The sequence below is a fragment of the Massilia aerilata genome (assembly GCF_042656905.1).
GTDB lineage: Bacteria > Pseudomonadota > Gammaproteobacteria > Burkholderiales > Burkholderiaceae_D > Telluria > Telluria aerilata.
The window spans coordinates 361485-380865 of the sequence record NZ_JBHSMZ010000015.1; the positions used below are offsets into that span (position 1 = coordinate 361485).

Annotated in this window: 16 protein-coding genes; 1 reads left to right on the top strand and 15 read right to left on the bottom strand. The window is 66.4% G+C overall.

The genetic code is table 11. The features are described 5' to 3' along the window. Window positions 1-10: 10 nt before the first annotated feature. The 7 genes from galE to ACFPO9_RS19315 all read right to left on the bottom strand — a co-directional run bounded on the left by galE (window position 11) and on the right by ACFPO9_RS19315 (window position 8679). A complete protein-coding gene (gene galE, locus ACFPO9_RS19285) occupies window positions 11-1009 on the bottom strand; it encodes a UDP-glucose 4-epimerase GalE (protein ID WP_379773593.1) in 999 nt (332 codons plus the stop codon). Between the two features lie 28 nt (window positions 1010-1037). Continuing rightward, window positions 1038-1781 (bottom strand): WecB/TagA/CpsF family glycosyltransferase, encoded by a 744-nt coding sequence (locus ACFPO9_RS19290; protein WP_379773595.1) that lies wholly within the window; start codon window positions 1779-1781, stop codon window positions 1038-1040. Window positions 1782-1799: 18 nt separating this feature from the next. Further along, window positions 1800-2924 (bottom strand): non-hydrolyzing UDP-N-acetylglucosamine 2-epimerase, encoded by a 1125-nt coding sequence (gene wecB, locus ACFPO9_RS19295; RefSeq protein WP_379773598.1) that lies wholly within the window; start codon window positions 2922-2924, stop codon window positions 1800-1802. 53 nt (window positions 2925-2977) lie between these two features. Beyond that, window positions 2978-4948: a heparinase II/III family protein gene (locus ACFPO9_RS19300; RefSeq protein WP_379773600.1), complete on the bottom strand. Its 1971-nt coding sequence runs from the start codon at window positions 4946-4948 to the stop codon at window positions 2978-2980. Further along, window positions 4948-6021, bottom strand: coding sequence for a glycosyltransferase family 4 protein (locus tag ACFPO9_RS19305; protein WP_379773603.1), 1074 nt, complete (start codon window positions 6019-6021; stop codon window positions 4948-4950). The genes ACFPO9_RS19300 and ACFPO9_RS19305 overlap by 1 nt, the downstream gene beginning before the upstream one ends. 84 nt (window positions 6022-6105) lie before the next feature. After that, on the bottom strand, window positions 6106-7431 hold the full coding sequence (locus ACFPO9_RS19310; protein ID WP_379773606.1) for a phenylacetate--CoA ligase family protein: 1326 nt from the start codon (window positions 7429-7431) through the stop codon (window positions 6106-6108). A gap of 6 nt (window positions 7432-7437) precedes the next feature. Then, window positions 7438-8679, bottom strand: a complete 1242-nt coding sequence (locus tag ACFPO9_RS19315) for a glycosyltransferase (RefSeq protein ID WP_379773609.1) — start codon at window positions 8677-8679, stop codon at window positions 7438-7440. Between the two features lie 93 nt (window positions 8680-8772). On the opposite strand from ACFPO9_RS19315, the gene ACFPO9_RS19320 reads away from it, so the two are divergent. Continuing rightward, entirely contained in the window at window positions 8773-9354 is a 582-nt protein-coding gene (locus ACFPO9_RS19320) for a hypothetical protein (RefSeq protein ID WP_379773611.1), read from the top strand. Between the two features lie 6 nt (window positions 9355-9360). Here ACFPO9_RS19320 and ACFPO9_RS19325 read toward each other — a convergent pair whose 3' ends face one another. From ACFPO9_RS19325 to epsG, 8 genes are all read right to left on the bottom strand, one after another. Next, window positions 9361-11592 (bottom strand): heparinase II/III domain-containing protein, encoded by a 2232-nt coding sequence (locus tag ACFPO9_RS19325; protein WP_379773613.1) that lies wholly within the window; start codon window positions 11590-11592, stop codon window positions 9361-9363. A 336-nt stretch (window positions 11593-11928) separates the two neighbouring features. Next, a complete protein-coding gene (locus tag ACFPO9_RS19330; protein ID WP_379773616.1) occupies window positions 11929-12699 on the bottom strand; it encodes a glycosyltransferase family 2 protein in 771 nt (256 codons plus the stop codon). Beyond that, complete coding sequence (locus tag ACFPO9_RS19335) at window positions 12689-13900, bottom strand: glycosyltransferase family 4 protein (protein ID WP_379773619.1); 1212 nt, start codon at window positions 13898-13900, stop codon at window positions 12689-12691. Before ACFPO9_RS19335 ends, ACFPO9_RS19330 begins: the two co-directional genes overlap by 11 nt. Continuing rightward, the gene (locus tag ACFPO9_RS19340) at window positions 13897-15426 is read right to left on the bottom strand and encodes an oligosaccharide flippase family protein (RefSeq protein ID WP_379773622.1); all 1530 of its coding nucleotides are present in this window, start codon (window positions 15424-15426) and stop codon (window positions 13897-13899) included. The genes ACFPO9_RS19335 and ACFPO9_RS19340 overlap by 4 nt, the downstream gene beginning before the upstream one ends. A 6-nt stretch (window positions 15427-15432) precedes the next feature. Next, window positions 15433-16914 (bottom strand): O-antigen ligase family protein, encoded by a 1482-nt coding sequence (locus ACFPO9_RS19345; RefSeq protein WP_379773625.1) that lies wholly within the window; start codon window positions 16912-16914, stop codon window positions 15433-15435. Window positions 16915-16923: 9 nt separating this feature from the next. After that, window positions 16924-17616: an exosortase-associated protein EpsI, B-type gene (gene epsI / locus ACFPO9_RS19350; RefSeq protein WP_379773627.1), complete on the bottom strand. Its 693-nt coding sequence runs from the start codon at window positions 17614-17616 to the stop codon at window positions 16924-16926. After that, on the bottom strand, window positions 17613-18509 hold the full coding sequence (gene xrtB, locus ACFPO9_RS19355; RefSeq protein ID WP_379773629.1) for an exosortase B: 897 nt from the start codon (window positions 18507-18509) through the stop codon (window positions 17613-17615). Before xrtB ends, epsI begins: the two co-directional genes overlap by 4 nt. A 1-nt stretch (window position 18510) precedes the next feature. Continuing rightward, on the bottom strand, window positions 18511-19380 hold the full coding sequence (epsG, locus tag ACFPO9_RS19360) for a chain length determinant protein tyrosine kinase EpsG (RefSeq protein WP_379773631.1): 870 nt from the start codon (window positions 19378-19380) through the stop codon (window positions 18511-18513). Between the last annotated feature and the right edge of the window lies 1 nt (window position 19381).

Here is a 19381-nt window from a genome sequence, read left to right on the forward strand (position 1 = left end):
GTCCTCATGCTTATTTTGGGGTAGTTTGGTAGCGCCAGGAGTCGGCGCACATTTGCGCGATGTCACGCTGCGCCGTCCAACCGAGTTCCTCGCGGGCGTGGGTCGGGTCGGCGTAGCACTTCGCGATGTCGCCGGGGCGACGGTCTACGATCTGGTAGGGAATCGGCTTGCCGCAGGCCTTTTCGAAGGCATGGACCATTTCCAGCACGCTGTTGCCGTTGCCGGTGCCGAGGTTATAGGTATGCAGTCCCGCGCCCTGGACCAGCTTGTCCAGGGTCTTGACGTGGCCGATGGAGAGGTCGACCACGTGGATGTAGTCGCGCATGCCGGTGCCGTCCGGGGTCGGGTAGTCGCCGCCGTACACCGACAGCTTCTCGCGCTGGCCGTTGGCCACCTGGGCGATATACGGCACCAGGTTGTTCGGAATGCCGTTCGGCTCTTCGCCGATCAGGCCGCTCTCATGGGCGCCCACCGGATTGAAGTAGCGCAGCAGCGCGATGCGCCAGTCCGGCTCGGCTTTGAACAAGTCGCGCAGGATGTCTTCGATCATCAGCTTGCTGCGGCCATAGGGATTGGTGGCCGACAGCGGGAAGTCTTCCTTGATCGGCACCGAGGCCGGGTCGCCGTAGACGGTGGCCGAGGACGAGAACACCAGGGTCTTGCAGCCGAACCTGGCCATGGTCTCGAACAGCGCCACGCTGCCGGTGACGTTGTTGTCGTAATAGCGCAGCGGCTGCGCCACCGATTCGCCGACCGCCTTCAGGCCGGCAAAGTGGATCACGGCGTCGATCTTGTGCGCGCCGAAGGCGGCTTCCAGCGCCGCGCGGTCGCGGATGTCGCCGTGGACGAACTCGAAGGATTTGCCCGTGATCTTTTGCACCCGTCCCTGTACCGAAGGGTCGGCGTTGGACAGGTTGTCGAACACCACCACGTCGTGGCCGGCGTTCTGCAGTTCGACGACCGTGTGCGAACCAATGTAGCCCATGCCGCCTGTAACGAGAATTTTCATGAGTGCTCTGCTTTCTTAAAGAATATGTCTATCTGCCCTGCCTGAGCTCTTTCAGGAACAACCGCAGGAACGCCATGTCCTCGATGAAGTAGCGGCGGAACATCCGGCGCGGCTCCTGCAGGAAGCGGTAGAACCATTCCAGGCCCGATTTCTGCATCCACACCGGTGCACGCTTCACCTGGCCGATCGCCACGTCGAAGGTGCCGCCCACGCCCATCGCGAATGGAATCTTCATCTCGGCCTGCCAGCGGCCGAGGAACTGCTCTTTTTTCGGCGAGCTGATCGCCACGAACAGCAGGTCGGGTCTGGCGTCGCGGATCTGCTCGACCACCTGCGCCTCTTCCGCCTCGCCCTTCCAGTAGCCGTTGCGGTAGCCCGCCAGCACCAGTCGCGGATACCTGTTCCGGTAGGTCAAAGCGACCTTGCTCACCACTTCTTCCTTTGCGCCCAGCAGGAACACCCGCCAGCCCTTCTCGCCCGCCCGGCGCATCAGCGCCTCGAACAGGTCGACGCCGGCGACGCGCTCCTTGAGCGGCTTGCCGAGCAGGCGCGAGGCCCATACGACCGGCATGCCGTCGACGTTGATGAGGGCGCAGTCGTTGATGATCTGCCTGAGCTCGGGATCGTGGCTGGCCTTGACCAGCTTGTCCACATTTACCACCACATGCTGATGGGGCCGTCCTGTATGGATGAAACCCTCGATGGTGTGCAGTGTTTCCTCCATCGACAGGTTGTCAATGGAGCACCCCATCAGTGTGATGCGTTCGCTCATTTGATCATCCTTTTCTACTCATTCGGGTACTTTCGCCAGCTCATTTGCCAATACGGCGACGATACGTTCAGCCGCCTTGCCGTCCCACAGGTGCGGCCGGCGGCCCTGCTTGCCTTCGCCGCGCAAGACCTTGCGCGCCTCGGCCATGATGACGGCCGGATCGGTGCCGGCCAGCACGTTCGAGCCTTCGTCCACGGTAACGGGACGCTCGGTGTTCTCGCGGATCGTGACGCATGGCACGCCCAGCGCCGTGGTCTCTTCCTGCAGGCCGCCGCTGTCGGTCAGCACGACCGCCGCGTCCTTCCACAGGTTGAGGAAGGCCATGTAGGCCTGCGGGCCGGCCAGGGTGATGTTCGGGCCCAGGTCGATGCCGAATTTCTCGATGTTGGCGCGGGTGCGCGGGTGCACCGGGAAGATCAGCGGCAGCTCGGCCGCGATTTCCTTCAGCGCGCCGGCGATGCGGGTGAAGGTCGCGGCATCGTCGACGTTGCTCGGGCGGTGCATGGTGACCACGCCGTAGCGCTGGCCGGCGTCCTGGCGCGCTTTCTTGAACGCGCTGGTCTCGAAGCCGGAGGTGTCGGTGTGGGCCAGCTTGTCGGCCTGGTAGAGCACGTTGTCGACCATCACGTGGCCGACGTAGTGCACGGCGGAATCCGCCTTGCCTTCGCGTTTCAGGTGTTCCAGCGCGGCCGGTTCGGTGACGAAGAACCAGTCCGAAATGCTGTCGGTGACCAGGCGGTTGATTTCCTCGGGCATGGTCATGTCGCCCGAGCGCAGGCCGGCCTCGACGTGGGCGACCGGGATGTTCAGTTTCTTGGCGACGATCGAGCAGGCCAGCGTGGAATTCACGTCGCCCACCACCAGCACGGCGGCCGGGCGCTCGCTCTGGCACAGCTCTTCGAAGCCGACCATGATCTTGGCGGTCTGCTGGGCATGGCTGCCGCCGCCGGCGGCCATGAAGACGTCCGGTTGCGGAATGCCGAGTTCTTCGAAGAACACGTCGTTCATGTCGCGGTCATAGTGCTGGCCGGTATGGATGATTTTATAGGACAGCGTTTTTGGTTCCTGAGCCTGCAGCGCGCGGACGATCGGAGCGATCTTCATGAAATTGGGGCGGGCGCCCGCGACCAGATAAATAAGCATGAAACTGTTTCCCTAGTAATTAGTATGTGAACAACACTGCGGACAGCGGGGTATTAAAAAAACGTTATTGTAAACCTGCACTCGACCGGGACGGCGGACGATACGGTGCTGATCTTGAGCACGTCGCAAGGCTGCCTCGATTCGTAGCTGCGCGAATACCAGCCCAGCGGCGGATTTTCGTTGGCGCGCACCAGTTCCAGCTTGAGGTCGGCGCCATGGGCGTGCATCTGCAGGGCGAAGCGCTTGCCGCGCACGTGCAGGCCAGAACTGTCCAACCGGACACTCAGGCCCGGGGCGAAATGCCAGAACAGCTCGACCTGGTGATGTTTTTTCGCCGAGAACTCATCCTTCACCACCAGGCTCGCGCTGGCGGCGTCGAAGCGCACGCTGCGCATGTGGCGCACCGGATCGGCCAGGCGCTCGTAGCCGTCGTGCGAGCCGCGGAAATCGAATTCGTGCGGCGACTGCGGCATGCGCTCGATGCTGGCCCTGGCCTTTTTCAGCCACATGAAGCGCCCGCCCGACACCGACTGGTCGAGGCCGTCGATGCGCACCGTGTTGTGGGCCGAAGTGCCGCGGAAATAGTCGCGCCACTTGTGCTCCTGCCAGTATGAATAGGTGCCCGGATCGACCAGGCATTCCTCGCCGCCGACCGACAGGTTCAGCGCCAGCGCGTCCGCGTGGCCGTGGGCGGCGATACCCAGGTAGCCCAGCGGGCCGCAATCGACCATGCCCTTGATCTCATTGGCTTCGCCGAAGTGGGAGCCGAACAGCAGGTAGCCGCCGTCCGGGAAGGCCCAGCCGGTCCCGGATTCGTGCGGATCGGCTTCCGGGCGCTTGCCCGGCAGGGTGTGCAGCAGCCAGCGTACGCCGATGTGCTCGCTGACCCAGTTGCTGTCATGCTTGTGCAGCACGGCGTCGCCGAGGGCCAGCAACTGGGCCGCGCGGTCGCTGCCGGGGGCGTCCATGCGGAACACGATGCCGTCGTCGGCATCGCCCACCATCGGCACATTGCCGCCGACGTCGCGCACCGAGCGCAAGAAACGCAATGCGCGTTGCAGGCTGGTCCAGTAGGCGCGCGAGAAGGGCTGGCCGCAGGCCTGGCCGACCAGGCCGGCCACGAACAGGAACTCCGACGAGAAGATATGGTAGGCGAAGGCCTGCTCGCGGTTCACGCCATCGCGCGAGAACTGGGCCTGGGCTTCGTGTTCCAGCTCGCGCCGGGCCTGCTCCTGCCAGGCGCCGGACGACTTCCAGCAGGGCCAGATCGAGGCGCCGACGTAGAGGCCGGCCAGCTCGCCGATCAGGTGGTTGTTGGCCGATGAGTGGCGCGACAGGTGGCGCGAAATCGCCGCGCAATGGGCGTGGATGGAATCGAGCCAGTCGGCGCGCAGGCGCTCGCCGTCCTCGCCGGCGAACAGGCCACTGCCCTCGCCGCCGATCAATTGCCAGACCAAAGCCCAGTTGATCAGGCGGATGCCCAGCTCCAGCGAGCTGGTCCAGTTGGGGCCGGTGAGCGGCGGGCACTGGTCGAGCCAGCTGCGCAGCTGGTGGTGCAGCGCATGCAGCCAGGCGGCGTCGCCCGTGCTGGCCCAGGCCTGCGCCAGACGTGTGAAGTGCAGGTGGCGGTTCAGTTCCCACACGTGCTTGATGTCGCCGACCAGCTCGCGGTTGGTGATGGCGATGTCGCCGGCGTAGACCGAGGGGCCGGTGACGCCGCTTTCCGGGTCGCGGTTCCAGAACGGCGGCATGCCGACGTCGAAGCGGCGGTTCGCGAACAGGACCACGTGGCCGGCGCAAATGCTGTCGGCGTCGGCCAGCAGGCTTTCCTTTTCGAGCGCGGACATGGCGGGCGCGGACGACACGCTGAAGGTGCGGGCCCGCGGCAGCGGCGGCGCGGCGCGCGGACGCACCCGTTTCGCCACGCCTTTCGCCGCCGCCTGCTGGATCCGATAGCCGACCTCGGCCATCGACATGCATCGCAAACGGTTCACCAACCAGGTCACGCCTGTCGCCTCGCTCATCATTGAGTCCCCGCCAGTTCACGGTAGAGGGCGGACAGCTGGCCGCACACTACCTCGGTTGAATAGTGCTGCTCGATTGTGACGCGCGCGTTTCGTGCGAGCCTTGCGCGCAGTGCTTCATTGCCCAGGACCTGCTCCAGCTTGCCCGCCAGCGCCGCTTCGTCGCGCGGCGGCGCCAGCAGGCCGTTGTCGCCGTCGACGATGGTTTCCGGGATGCCGCCGACGCTGCTGGCGACCACCGCCCTGCCCGCGGCCATCGCTTCCAGCATGGACATCGGCAGCCCTTCCGCATGCGAAGGCAGGCAGAACACGCTGGCGCGCGCCAGTTGGGCGTCGCGCTCCCTGGCGCCGAGCCAGCCGGGCAGTTCGATACGCTCGCCTATGCCGAGCTCGGCCGCCTTGTTGCGCAGGGCATCGGCATCGCCCTCGCCGCCGAACACCAGCCTTAGCGACGGAAACCTTGCCGCCAGCAAGGCCCCGGCGCCCAGCAGCTCGAACACGCCTTTCGACGCTTCCAGCCGGCCCAGGAACAGGATGCGGCCCGGCTCCCCCTGCACGCTGGACGCCGGCGGCAGCGGCACGGAATTCGGCACCACCGCCACCCGCGACCCGGGCGCGAAGCCGCGCACGAAACCGGCCCAGCCGTTCGACAGCGTGATGACCACCGAGCTGGCTTCCAGCGTGTGGCGGATCCAGCGCCGCATCAGCGCGCCGGCTTCGACGGTCGCAAACTGGCGGAAGCCGCCGCCATGCAGGTGAAATATGGTCTTGCAGCCCGCCAGGCGGGCGATCAGCAGCACGATGGACTTGCGCAGGAAGCTGGCGCCCGAGGCCGCGTGCACATGCACGACCGACGGACGCCGGCTGAAACAGGCCAGCAGGGTCTGCCAGAAGCCCGACAGCGCGCTCCTGGCCTTGACGGCGGCCGAGCCTTCGCGGTGGGTGGCGACATAGCGCACCCGCTCGCGCTCGAACAGGCCATCCTGGCGCAGCACGGAGATCACTGCGGCGACCCCGCCCCTGCCTTCCAGCGCGGTGCCGACCATCAGGACGCGTGGCGCGGAATGCTTCAAGCGCGCATCCCCATTCCCATCCCCCTCGCCGTCGTTTGCTGTTGCAACAAATTACACGCTCTTATTAATAGGGCAATGTTTCGATCATACATCATGAATTTCCCGGGGTGCGCACAGTTCACCGTCTTCTTCGACGACGACGAACTCGAATTTGCCGTTGCGTCCGCGCGGAATGGCCTCGACTTTCTGCACGCCGACCTCGACGCCAGGTACGCGCAGGAGGAATTTGGCGATCATTGCCTGCGTATCCGCCTCGCTCCAGCCCTCGGTCGTGACGACTCTGAGCAGGAAGCGGCCGTTGCCGCGGTACGACACCTGCCCCTCGACCAGGTGGCGGTCGTGGCCCTGGAAGATGCGGTCCAGGCGGCCGATCAGGCGGCCGTCCGGCAGCGTGATGACTTTTTCCTGGCGTCCCAGCACGGTCTTGATGGTCGGGAACACGCGGCCACAGGGGCAAGGATCTTCCCCGGGGACCACTGTGTCGCCGGTGCGGTAATGGACCAGCGGCATCGCCAGGTTGTTCAGGCTGGTGCCGACCAGCTCCCAGGCGCCTTCCTTGTCCGTCTCGAGCAAGGCCACGCCGCTGTAGTCGGTGATCACGTGGTAGCTGCCGTGCTCGCAGCTGCCGATGGCCGCTACCCGCTCCGACTGGCCGTACCAGTCGAACACGCGCACGCCGAAAGCCTGCTCGACCGCCGCCCGCACCGCCGGCTCCATGGTTTCCGACGAGGTCATCACGCCGCGCAGCTTGCGGCCGCCGTAGCGACGTCCGCGCGCGTTCAGCCAGGCGGCCAGCGCCGCGATCGAGGATGGGTAGGCGTGGATCACGACCGGCTCGAAGGCTTCCAGCGCGGCGATGTAGGCGCCGATCGTGTCATTCGACAGGTGGTACGAGGACATCATCAGCATATTGGCGACCCAGTCGCGGCACCAGTAGCGGCCATCCGGCGGATGGTCGGCGCAGACGATGTCGCCGCGGATCCAGGCGCGCCGCTGCATGGGCCGCCAGCCTATCCAGCGCATCTGGCGGTAGACGAAGCCCTCCTCGCGCACCATGTTGCCGAGCGACTGCACGATGCTGAGCGGGGTGCCCGAAGTGCCGCTGGTCTTGATGGTGGCGCGGATCAGGGAACCGAAACGGCGCGGACGCAGCAGGCGTTCCGGATGCTGGCGCAGGTCCTGCTTGGTGAGCAGCGGCGTGTCCGGCGCCAGGCGCGGCAAGGTGAAGGGATCGCCGTCCAGCGGCACGCTTGCCTTTGCCGCGCGCTGCGCCACGTAGCGGGCCAGGTGCTCGCGCGAACGCTCGTTCCTGGCCAGGGCCGGGTAGACGAAGGCACGCCCCCATATGTTGCGGACCAGTTCACGCCCGAGCGAACGCAGGGAAAACTTGAGCGACCGGGTCCACGACATCAAGGCTTACTCCATCAGGATCTTCTTATAAGTTCGTGCAACATTTCGGCCGAGAATATCATAGGTGCGGTGGCTCTTTACGTACGTTGGGCCACGCATCGCGAACTGCCCGGCGCGTTCCGGATTGTTCAATAATTCGAGGGTGGCGTCGGCGAAAGCACCGGCTTCCATGGGCACGCACAGCCCCGCCCCGCTCTGCTCGATCACCAGCTTTTGGTCGGGAATGTCGTTGGCCACGCTGGGGATGCCCAGCGCCAGGTACTCGACCAGCTTGGTCGGCGAAGACACGTCGAACAGGGCGCCGCGCGGGATCGGCGACAGCCCGACCTCGGCCCGTACCGCATAGCCGAGCGCCGTGCGCTGGGGCAGCCAGCCGGTCAGCAGCACGTGCTCTTCCAGGCCGCGGCCGGCGATCTCGCGGCGCATCCAGGCCATTTCGTCGCTTGACGGCGCATCGCCGGCGATCACCAGCAGGGTCTCGGGCATGGCCTCGCGTAGTCGTGCCGCGACGTCCAGCAGGAAATCGGACTTGCGCGACTGCGCGATGCGCCCCAGGTAGAGCACCACGCGGCGGCCATCCAGGCGTGCATCCCCGACCGGGGCGACGGTGGCGCGGTCGAACAAGGCGGCGTCGACGCCCATCGGCACCGCCGTCATGCGCGCGCGCTCGACACCTTTCGCGGCCAGCCAGTCGGCCATCGCATCGCTCTGCACGAAGATGTGGCGCGCGCCCGGCAGCACCAGTTGATAGATCGCGATGCGCGAGGCCCAGGCGCGCAGCGCGTGCGCGGCCCATTTCAGGCGTCCCTTGACGCCCCGTTCCCGGCGCGCGATGTCGTCGCGGCGCACCTCGAAGCCTTCGACGATGGGAAAGGACATCCAGTAGACGAAAGGCACACGCAGGAGCGCCGCCATCACGCGGCCCAGCACGCCGCTGGCGATCTTGTCGCGCACCTGCAGGCAATGCGGACGCTGCTTGCGCAAGGCGCGCCACAGGCCGACCAGGTCCCACAGGGGCGAGCAGACGCTGGCGAAGCGCGAGCGCAGGCTGCCCACCACGTGCATGCCGCCGGCCGGCCAGGGCGAAGCCGGCGCCTCGCTGCCGCCCTGCCCCACCAGCTCGGTGTGCACGCCATAGCGCGGCATCTCGGCGCCGAACAGGGTCAGGACGTCCGCGCGGATCGGCGGCAAGGGGTCGCGGACGATGAAGGCGATCGACAGCGGGGAGTCGGGCGATGGGCTCTGCATGCGCCGATTCTAACGTAGGGTGGGCACACCGTGCCCACGCGGGAGGCAAGCGTACACTGTTATCCTACTCCTGCCGCAACTCATCCCACAGTCATGGAACTCCCACCCCGACAAGCCCTCATCCAGCTGATGCTGCAGCTGCAGCGCAACGGCCTGGCCCTGTCCCAGGCCTACGCCGCGCGCCAGACCGCGCTCGAACTGGAAAAGGTGGTGACCGTGGAAAGGCTGTCGTCGATGGAGGGCGTCACGACCTCGCTGGCCGTGATCGCCGCGCTGGAAGCACTGGTGGAGGAACACCGGAAGCTGGTCCAGCAGTGGCTGGTCGAAGCGACCCGCCAGCTGGTGCCCGTGCTCGAGGAGCATCCGGAAGACCAGCGCAAGGCGATCTCGGACGGCTTGACGGCGGCATTGCAGGCCCAGTTGCAGCACCAGCACCTCAGCCTGCAGGCGCGCGGCGAATGGATAGACGCGGCGCGCACCATCTTCCGGCTGGCGCAGCGGGCACGCGAGCGCGATCCGCGGGTGGCGCGTTCGCTGTTCGCGGACGAGGACGACTTCGAGGAGGCCGAGCGCCAGGGCGAGCGCATGGATGCGGCGTCGGCGGTGGAGCACCGCCTGCGGGAACAACTGGCGGCGCGGATGCGCGCGCGGCTGGCGCAATTCCAGCCGCGCTGACGGGACTTAGTTGACGGTGATGGTCTGGCTGCCGATGGTGACCGCGCGGCTGGCGCCGCTGGCCGCGATCTTGACCGCCGGACGCTTGCAGCCGACGTCCATCAGGACCAGGAACTCGGCAACCGACTTGCCGTCGTTCTTCAGGTAGAAGGCGCCATGGGCTTCGGTCACGCCGGCTTTCGGGGCCGGGCCGGTCCAGGTGGCGAAGGGCGCGTTGCCGTTCAGGTCGCGCAGGCAGACCGATTGGCCGCCGGCCGAGATCTTCACGCTCGACGGGCTCTCCACCGTGAACGCCACCGGGGCGTGGACGTTGAACTCGTAGGTGTGCGGGACCACCGCCGACAGCTTGTCGCGCACCAGCATCGCATCCTGGCCCTTGATGTACCAGATCTGGCGCTTGGCCATGGTTAGCTGGCCGGCGTAGGCCGGGGTCGCATCGCCTTCGGCAAAGTCGTAGCTGCCGTTCACCGACCAGCCGGTGATCTTGCCGTTGCGCTGCAGCTGCTCGCGGTAGCCGTCCACCAGCTGGCCCTTGCCGCCGTCGAAGGTGACGGCGTTCTGCGATTTGGTCTGGTGGTACCAGTCCAGCCACTGCGGCGAGCCGTACCAGTCATACCAGCCGGCCTTGACCAGCAGCGGCTGGCCGGCCACCGACAGCAGCAGGCCGTTCTGGTCGCCGTGGCTGTGGTTGAAGGAACCGTAGGGGCTCGACTTGAAGTAGAAGGAGCTGCGGTTGGTGTTGCCGATATCGCTGTGGATCGCGACCCAGCCGGTGCTCGGGTAATACGCCTCGTTCGACGGCGGCGAGAACACGGTGTTGCCGGCGATCGGCATCGGGTACGGCGCTTCCAGCACCTGCATGGCATCCTCGAGGCCGCTCAGCTTGGACTGGTACCAGTTGGCGCGCGGGTTGACCATGCGCTGTGCAAAAGCGCGGAACACGCGCGGATCCGGCTTGGTCTCGGCTCCGTCGCCGAAGGCGTGGATCTTGGCGCCCGGCGGGGTCAGCATCATCGCGAAATCGAGGAAGCCCAGGGTCCAGGGCTTGGCGTACATGTTCACGCCGGTGGCCTGGTTGATCGAGTCCCACAGGGCGACCATGTAGGCGGCCGCGTACTCGGCGTAGGCGGTGCCGTTGGCGTAGCCGCCTTCCGGGCCGGCCCAGGGCGACGGGTTGTTGACGTAGGCGCGGAAGCAGAAGTCGAACCACTTCTGCGCGTCCGGGATGTCGCCCAGCGACAGGCTCGAGATCAGCGACATGAAGATCATCAGCGTGTTGCCGTGCGAGTCGAACGGGAACTGGTCAAGGCGGCCGTTGTCGCCGGCCAGGCTGTTGTACATCTCGTTGGTGCGGACGCGCACGACGTCCAGCCAGCGGTTGCGGCGCGCGCCGTCGAGGTCGCCCGGCAGCATGTCGATGGTCTTGATCAGCGACAGCGCGATCTGGCGGGTGGCCTGGTCCTGGTTGGCGTAGCTGGTCGGGCCGCTCGGCGTCAGGGACGCGAGCTGGTCGCCGCGCTTGATGGCCTCGGTCAGGTAGATCGGGTCCTTCTTGATGCGCCACAGCAGGGCCGCGGCTTCCATCTGGCTGGTCGCTTCGTTGATCTTGTTGCGGACGTCGGTCTGCTGGGCGGCCATCTGCGCGGTCAGCGGGGCGCCGATGACGATCGGCCAGCGCGCATCGCTCAGGTCGGGCAGCGCACCCGCCTGCAGCTTGACGACGTTGGTCAGGCGGCTCAGATAAGGCTCGAGCTCGGTCTTCTTGGCGGTGTTCCAGGTCGAGTACGGCGTGGTCGTCGACGGCAGCGAGCGCGGGCGGGCCTTGGCCAGGATGCGCGCGCGCAGGGTGGCGTTATCCGGCACTTCGAAGGCGACCGACTTGCTGGTGATCGCGAAGGAACGCGGGCTCGACCAATCGGTCGAATTTGCCGGGCGCACGCGCCAGGTGTAGTTGCCGAGCGCCAGGGCCTTGGTCGGCAGGTACCAGTTACGGTCGACGGTGGCCTTTACCGGCGAACCGCCGACCGGGGTGATCTCGATTTCATAGCTGGCCGGGCCGGTCGCGTAGCGCGCCCAGGCAAAGCCCGGCGGATTCTGCGCCTGCACCTGGCCATTGGCCGGGGCCGGCTGGACGACCAGGGGATCGGTGGATTGCGCCCAGTCGGCACGCGCACTGAACGAGCAGAACAGCGACGTCAGGGCGACCGCGAGGACGATTCCTTTCCGATGAAATTTCATGTGGGAGCTCCGAGAATATTAACTAAGACTTACAAGAGATGGCCCGTCGGCGTGGCGCCAGGCGTATTCGGCGACGCGCGCTTTTCGTGAGCAAGAAGCGCTGTCCGGTTCCGAATTATAGTACCGCACATCAATTGATTTGCGGAAAAATTCCCTTAGAAATCAAAGATTTTTCTCGTCCATCGCGAAAATCCAACGAGCGTAACGACAAGTTTGCAGAGGCAATATTTTCAAAAATGCCAAGTCAGTTTTTTAACTGAAAAGACTGTTTTGAAACTAAAAGAGCAAATTGCCAAACTTGTCATCCATACCACAAGTCACTGTTCAATAAGACGCTCAATGCGCCGCTTCCGCGCGCAAGGCCCGCATCCGTTTCATGTAACGCAGGCAGTAGATGCCGAAGGCCAGCGGCGCCTGGCTCATGTAGCGGCGCCGCACCTGGAATTCTTCCTGGCGCGCCTTGATCTTGTTGGCCGAGGACACGCTGCCGGCGTGGTCGCGGAACACCGTCAGCGGGCGGTCGACCGTGGCCGGCCTGGCAACCTGGCCCAGGCGCAGCCACAAATCGATGTCCATCGCGTACTTCAGCTTTTCGTCGAACATGCCGACCCGCCCGAAGGCGCTGCGGCGGATGAACACGGCCGGGTGCGGTACCGAGGCGCGCCCCGCGGCGAACGAGCGGTAAGTAAACGGCAGCACCGGATATGGCGGAATCAGTTCGCCGTCCTTCAGCACCTGCACGCTGCCGAACACCCAGTCGACCCGCTCCCTGGCGAAGCGCTCGGCCACCGTGGCCAGCACGTCGTCGGTGGCGTAATAGTCGTCCGAGTGCAGGTGCGCCACGTATTCGCCGGTGGCCGCCTCGATCCCCTGGTTCATGGCGCGGCTGATGCCGCCGCCGACGTCGCGCAGCACGCGCTTGCGGCCCGGGTAGGCGGCGATCAGCTCCAGGGTGCCGTCGGTGGAGCCGCCGTCGACGAAGATGTGTTCGACGTCCTGGCAGGTCTGGCGCTGCACCGAGGCCAGGGTGTCGGCCAGGGTGGCGGCGCTGTTCCAGGTGCAGGTGACGATCGAGAAGGTCGGCTTGATGTGCGTATTATTCTGCATAGAAGTCCAGTATCCGGGGGATGGCGTTTGAAACGTCCATGGGGAAGGAAGCCGGGAGCGGCACCGTCACTGGCGCACGTCCCAGCAGCTCGGCCAGCCGCCCCACCAGGCGCGGCATGGTTTCGGCCAGCTGCAACTGGCCGTCGTAGTATTGGTAAGCCGCCAGCTCCGGCGTGCCGCCGCGCGCCAGCGCCAGGCATTGCTTGCCCAGGGCCAGCGCCTCCAGCACCGTGGTACCGCAGGGCTCCTCCCACACCGAGGGAATCACCAGCACGTGGCTGCGCGCCGACCTGCGGATCACCTCGTCGTAGCCGCGCCAGCCGAGGAAGCGGATCTGCGGGCCCGCGTATTTCTGCTCGAGCCGGGGCCGCAGGGGACCGTCGCCGATGATGCTCACGCGCGCATGCGCGGGCAGCCAGCCCTGGACCTGGGCCAGGAACTCGCCGAAGCCTTTACCCGAATCGATGCGCCCGACCAGCAGCACCTCGCCCTGCTCCACCTCGCCAGGGGCGGCGGCGCGCTCGCGCAGGTAGGGATAGCGGATGAAGTTGTGGATCACGCGGGCGCGCGACAGGTCGGCGCCCGGCACCGCGCGCAGGAAGGCGCGGCGCAGGAAGTCCGACACGAAGATGGTCTTGTGGCGCGAGAAGGAATCGGCCGTCTCCGAACGGTAGCGCCGCACCGCCATCCCGGACACGGAACGCCGCAGCGCGTTCGGGGTCGGATGGATGCAGGCCGCGCAATCGCGCGCGTCCATCGTGGTGCAGACGTGTTCCTGTTTAAAACGCAGGTGGATCACGCATTCGCTGCCCTGGTCGTGCCGGGTCTGCACGAAGTTGACCTCGCGCGGCACGTAGCGCCCCGCCATCGGCAGGTGGCCGTGGTAGTGCACGACGTCGTACCTGGCCGCCTCGCGCAGCAGCGCGCGCGCGATGGTGCGCGCGAACCAGGGGCGCTTGACCGGGTTGAAGAAGCCCAGCTGCGATTCCTTCCAGCCGGGCCGGGAAAAATCGAAGCCCGGCAGCAGGCGGCCGTTGAAGCCGATCTCCTTGCTGCCGTCCGCATGAAAGCGGTCGCTGCGCCCCATGATGTCGACGTCGTGCCCCTGCTCCAGCAGGGCGTTGGACAGGGTGACCACATGCTTGCCCAGGCCGCCGATCTGGGCGCCCGGCAAGTCTTCGGAAACCATCAGGATCTTCACACAGGTTTCCTCATCGATAAAAATCCTTTCACGCGCGACCAGGCGAGAATCTTGTCGTCTTTCTCGATCACGAACAGGGCGCCCCAGGCGAACAGCAGCGCCATCGTCAGCAGCACCAGCAGCACCAGGTCGAGCAGGCCGCGACCGAACAGGCGGTTGCCGGCGCCGGCCACGATGGCGACCAGCCCGACCCCGAACACGCTGGGCAGATAGGCCTGGCGCAGCAAATCGGCCAGTCTGGCCGGCACCGTGCGCCCATGCACCGCGGCCAGGAAGCTGCTGGTCAGGAGGATCGAGGCGATCAGGTGGCCCCAGGCGGCGCCTTCGATGCCCCAGCCGTCCACGCCCAGCCAGACCAGCACCAGGCCGAACAGCGCCCGCGCCAGCGCGAACATGCCGGAGTAGCGCGGATGGCCCATGCCGTCGTTGACCAGCGAAGGCAGGCTGGTGAGCGAGTCGATGAATTGCGACAACGCCATCACGGAAAGGACGACCTGGCCGGCGCGCGCGAACTGCGGCCCCATCCAGTAGAACAGGATCTGGTACGAAAACGCCGAGACCAGCACCAGCACCGAGGCGTTCAGGAACACCACGTAGCGGCTCGCCTTCAAATACAGCATGCGCAGGGAGTCCAGCTCGCCGCGCGCGGCCAGGGCGCTGGTGGCCGGGAAGAACACGCTGGACAGGCGGAAGCTCAGGCCCAGCACGCGGTTGGCCAGGGTCGAGGCCACCGTAAAGTAGGCCAGGCCGGTCACGCCCACCAGGGCGCCGATGATGAGCTTGTCCGCATAGGCATACGAGAGCGTGGCGAAGCGGCTCAGGAAGGAATAGGCCGAAAAGCCGAGCAGGCCGCGCCGGATCGCCGGCCCCGGCGTGCGCCAGGCCAGGCCGGGCAGCAGGCGGCGGATGCAGCGCCACAGCACCGCGCAATTGATGGCGCTGGCCACCACCCGCACCAGGATGACTTCGAACAGGCCGTAGCCCAGCATCAGCACGGCGACCGTCAGCAGCGGCACGCAGGTGCCGAACAGCATCTCGACGCGGCTGGCGATGTCGTAGCGCATCAGCGCCTGCGGAATGCTCTGCAGGTAGCTTTGCAGCTGGCCGAGGAAGAAGCCGAGCGCCGCCAGCTGCAGGGTCCTGGTCGCCTCCGCCACCAGGCCGGGCGCCACCGTGAACACGCGGGTCACGAAGAAATGCGCGCCGAAGAACAGGCCGAGGCCGCCCGCCACCCCCAGCAGGGTGTAGACGGACAGGCCGAAGAACACGGTCTCGTCGATGCGCTCGCGCTCTTCGGGCCTGTCGCGGTTGGCGTTGAAGGCGGCGATGTACTTGACGGAGCCGGCGGTGACGTTGATGTCGATGACGGCGAAATAGCCGACGATGGCGGTGACCAGCGAATACACGCCATAGCTGGCGTCGCCGAGGCCCTTTACCACGAGCGGGACCGTCCCCAGGGCGACCAGGGCCGGAATCATGGCGCCGAGCAGGTTGGAAAAGGCGTTACGTAGCAGGCTCAGCTTCATCCTCGGCTAACCTCGAACCGCGACCTGCGCCGGCGCCAGCTTGACGTGGTGGCGCTTCTTCCTCTCCGCCGCCACTTCGACGGCCGACTGCGCGCGGCACACGGCCATCGCCACGTAAGGCAGGGCCAGGCAGATCGCCAGCATCTGGGTCGTGCGAACTTGCGGGAAAGGCGTGCCGACCAGCAGGTCGGGCAGCATGAAGGCCAGTCCCGCCGCGCCGGCCGTGGCCAGGCCCAGCATCTCGGGCGAGACCGTGCGCAGGGCGCGCCGCGCGAAAGCGCAGAAGGCCCAGATGGTGCCGCCCAGCAGGATCAGGCCCGGCAGGCCGGCTTTCAGGGCGATGTGCAGCACGCCGCTGTGCAGGAACAGGCCGCCGTCCGGATTCGCTTGCCAGGAGATCTGCTGGTAGCCGGTGTAGCGGCCCCAGGTGCCGATGCCGGTGAAGGGATGCGAGATGAAGTCGGCCAGCGCGAACTTCAGCTCCATCACGCGCTCGCTCTCGGCGCCGAAGCGGTGCGACTGCATGTCGAAGAACAGGCTGGACAGGCCGTGGCCCGCGCCCTTGGTCTGGCCGAGGCGCTTGAGCGCCGCGTACAGCAGGCCGGCGCCGACCACCGGCGCGCCCAGCGCCAGCAGGTGGATGCGGCGGCGCATCGGGAAGCGCATCATGATGATCAGGAAGGCCAGCACGAAGCCGATCCAGGCGCTGCGGCGGTAGGACAGCACCACGCAGATGGCGGTCGCGCCCAGGGTCGCCCACTCCACCAGGCGCCAGAAACTCGAACGCTGGGTCTTGACGATCTGGAACAGGTTGACCGCGGCGATCGCGAAGGCCACCGTGCACAGCAGGCTGTCGTTGATGTCGAAGAAGGTCAGCTTGATCTTGATCGCATTCATGTTGGCGTACACGTTGTTCGGGTCGCCACCGAAGGCGGCCCAGCGCGCCAGGCCGAACATCGCCCGGCCGAGGCCGGCCAGCATGATGAAGCGCGACAGCTCGATCGCATCTTCGCGGGTGCGGAAGCACAGCAGCAGCAGCGAGACCAGCGGCGCCATCCAGATAATGTTCGAGAAACCCGACACGGCCAGGATGTCCTGCAGCTTGATGCCGGCGAACAGGCCGACCGCCAGATGGCCGACCAGCAACAGGAACCAGGCCAGGAACCAGGAGCGCAGGCTGCACGGCGGCGCCGGATAACCCTGGAAGGTGGCCGATACGCGGGCGCAGCACCAGAAGGCCAGCATCATCCAGAACAGCAACGGGAACAGCAGCATGCCCGAGCCGCGCGTATAGATGCCCGGCGAGGAGATGGTCGACAGCGAGCCGTAGCTGGTCGAGTTCATCAGGAAGAAGACCAGCATGTAGCCGTAGGCCAGCCAGCGCGGCCGCACCATCCCGACGCCGGCCCCGATCACCGCCATCACGCACAGCAGCGCGACGATGATGAAAGGCAGCGAGGTATACAGGTAGAGGGTCAGGTTCTGCATAGCAAGCCCTTATCCGTGCGTGGTGGCGGCGCCCAGCAGCCGGGCCCTGCCGTTCTTGTCGAGGGCGCCCAGCATCTCGTTGACGAAGCGGTCCTGCAGCGCGTATGCGCCGGCCTCGTCCGTTCCCAGGGTGGAGACGCGCACCAGCATGCCGTCCGGGATCCGGCCCGACAGGCCGTACATGAGGCGCGACATTTTCTGCTCCACGCCGGACATCACGGCCTTGTCGCCGATCGTGACCCAGTAGGTGATCGGCTCGTTGCGCGTGTTCTGGCGCGCCACCAGGCGCTTGACCGGCACCGTGCCGTAGCCGGTCGCCAGCTGGTCGGTCCGGTCCTTGAGCATGTCGAAGCCCTGGGCCACGTAGCAGACCTCGGGCAGGTGCAGCTGCAACTGCTTGCTCTGGTCGCCGCCGTAGGCGATCGACAGCATCACCCGCTGCCCCTGCGCATTCACATAGGTGCGCGACAGGGTCTGGTCATACAGCGCCGCGATCATTTCCTTCTGCGAGGGCTCGGGCGCCAGCGGCACCACGCTGGCGTCGACGGTCCAGCCGGCGAAGCGGGTCGGGATCATGGTGTCGAGGCTGAAGTTGGCCTGGGCGTCGGCGATCTTCTGCTTCGGTGTCAGGGCCGCGGTCAGGGCCGTGGTCCCGGCCATCGCCAGGCCCAGCACCACGCTGGCGACGAATCTGCGGTTCATGCGGCCCTACCTTTCTCAATACCGTGCAAACGGTGCCGGATAGTCCACTGCAGGGCCGAGTCGATGGACAGGATCAGCACCAGCGCCGTGACGAACAGCACCATGCCGGCAAAGCCGTGCAGGAAGCCCTGCCCCGCCGCGTCGCCGTAGTAATAAGTGATCAGGGTCAGCACGATCACGCGGATCACGTTGGCCGAGAAGGAAATCGGGATGATGAAGATCGCCAGGCCGATATTCCGGAAGGCGGACGGATGGCGCATCAGGTTCAGGTAGAACAGGCCAAGCGCTTCCAGAGTCAGCAGGGTCTGCAGGCCGGCGCAGGCGTCCGCCACCAGCAGCTGGTACTGGCCGATCTGCAGGATCACGCCGGAGCGGCTGATCGGGTAGCCGAAGGCAAACAGGATGTGCTCGGTGGCCCAGGACACGGCCATCTTCATCGGCATCGTTACCGCGGCCACGAATTCGCTGGGCAGCGGCACCATGAAGATCATGAAGAAGAAGGGGAACCACAGCACGCCCAGCGCGCGGGAGCCGCGCTTGACCAGCAGCACCGCCATCATCACCAGGATGATGGACAGGACTTCCAGCATCAGGATCTTCTGCGAGCGGCCCAGCGTGTGGCACAGCAGGCCGAACACGAGGATGGGCCAGCCGGCCCAGCTGGCGCGCGGCGGCGTGGTGGCGGCCAGCATCTCCGGCCATTTGCGGTAGATCAGCCACAAGGCCAGGCCGAAGATGATCGGGCCGTGCCCCTGCTCTTCGCCGACCCAGGCGCCGGTGAACAGGTCGTAGAAGGTCGGCACGAACAGCACGGCCAGGCCCAGCAGCACCGGCCACCATTCGGGCAGTGCGGCACGTATCTGCTGCATCGAACGGATGGCCAGCGTGTTCATCTCAGAACTCCATCACCACCGAGCCGAGGATCTCGCAGCCGGCGTCGACCAGCTGCTCGGCGGTGCGGCCGATGTGCGAGATGCGGGTGTAGTTCTTGCGCGTGACCAGCAGCGCGCCGCCGGCGCGGCTCGCCACCGCCACCGCGTCGACCCCGGCCTGGAAAGGCGGCACGTCGTACAGCACGATGTCGTAGCGGGCCTCGAGCTGGGTGTTGAGATTGCGGAAGCCTTCGCGCGCCAGCAGTTCCTGCGGGTTCGGCGGCAGGGTCCCGGCCGGCATCACCGACAGGTCGACGAAGGCCGGCACGCGGGCGATCACGTCGAGGTCGGCGCGCCCGGCCAGCAGGTCGGACAGGCCGGCGCGCGGCTTGATCGCGAACGCATCCTGCTGGCGCGGGGCGCGCAGGTTGGCGTCCACCAGCAGGGTCTGCTCGCCCAGCTGCGAAAACACGATCGCCAGGTTGGCGGCGAACAGCGCCGCGCCGTCGTCCTGGTCGACGCCGACGATGGCCAGGGCGCGCCGTCCGCGTGCGAACCAGCGCAGCATCAGCTGGCTGCGGATCGCGCGCAGCGATTCCACCTGCGGCGAGAACGGCTCGTAGGCCGCGATCAGTTTCGGCGACAGGCCGGCCTGACCTTTCTGCAGATAGGGATAGGAAAACTGGCGCGCCAGCATCTGCTGGATATCCTCCTCGCTCACCAGGCCCAGGCGCACGGCGGCTTCGCCGAAGCGGATTCCGGTTTCCTTCTGCATGCGCAGCACGCGCTCCGCATCTTCGGGATTCAGCTTGCCGGAATCGAGCAGCAGCGCGCCCATGCTCATTTCGGCGGCGTGGTCGGCGGGGACGGCGGATAGCATCGGAGAATTCATG

Excerpts from the sequence above, each read along its gene's own strand:
- galE (WP_379773593.1), bottom strand. The coding sequence starts at position 1,009 with ATGAAAATTCTCGTTACAGGCGGCATGGGCTACATTGGTTCGCACACG.
- ACFPO9_RS19290 (WP_379773595.1), bottom strand. The coding sequence starts at position 1,781 with ATGAGCGAACGCATCACACTGATGGGGTGCTCCATTGACAACCTGTCG.
- wecB (WP_379773598.1), bottom strand. The coding sequence starts at position 2,924 with ATGCTTATTTATCTGGTCGCGGGCGCCCGCCCCAATTTCATGAAGATC.
- ACFPO9_RS19300 (WP_379773600.1), bottom strand. The coding sequence starts at position 4,948 with ATGAGCGAGGCGACAGGCGTGACCTGGTTGGTGAACCGTTTGCGATGC.
- ACFPO9_RS19310 (WP_379773606.1), bottom strand. The coding sequence starts at position 7,431 with ATGTCGTGGACCCGGTCGCTCAAGTTTTCCCTGCGTTCGCTCGGGCGT.
- ACFPO9_RS19315 (WP_379773609.1), bottom strand. The coding sequence starts at position 8,679 with ATGCAGAGCCCATCGCCCGACTCCCCGCTGTCGATCGCCTTCATCGTC.
- ACFPO9_RS19320 (WP_379773611.1), top strand. The coding sequence starts at position 8,773 with ATGGAACTCCCACCCCGACAAGCCCTCATCCAGCTGATGCTGCAGCTG.
- ACFPO9_RS19325 (WP_379773613.1), bottom strand. The coding sequence starts at position 11,592 with ATGAAATTTCATCGGAAAGGAATCGTCCTCGCGGTCGCCCTGACGTCG.
- ACFPO9_RS19330 (WP_379773616.1), bottom strand. The coding sequence starts at position 12,699 with ATGCAGAATAATACGCACATCAAGCCGACCTTCTCGATCGTCACCTGC.
- ACFPO9_RS19340 (WP_379773622.1), bottom strand. The coding sequence starts at position 15,426 with ATGAAGCTGAGCCTGCTACGTAACGCCTTTTCCAACCTGCTCGGCGCC.
- ACFPO9_RS19345 (WP_379773625.1), bottom strand. The coding sequence starts at position 16,914 with ATGCAGAACCTGACCCTCTACCTGTATACCTCGCTGCCTTTCATCATC.
- epsI (WP_379773627.1), bottom strand. The coding sequence starts at position 17,616 with ATGAACCGCAGATTCGTCGCCAGCGTGGTGCTGGGCCTGGCGATGGCC.
- xrtB (WP_379773629.1), bottom strand. The coding sequence starts at position 18,509 with ATGAACACGCTGGCCATCCGTTCGATGCAGCAGATACGTGCCGCACTG.
- epsG (WP_379773631.1), bottom strand. The coding sequence starts at position 19,380 with ATGAATTCTCCGATGCTATCCGCCGTCCCCGCCGACCACGCCGCCGAA.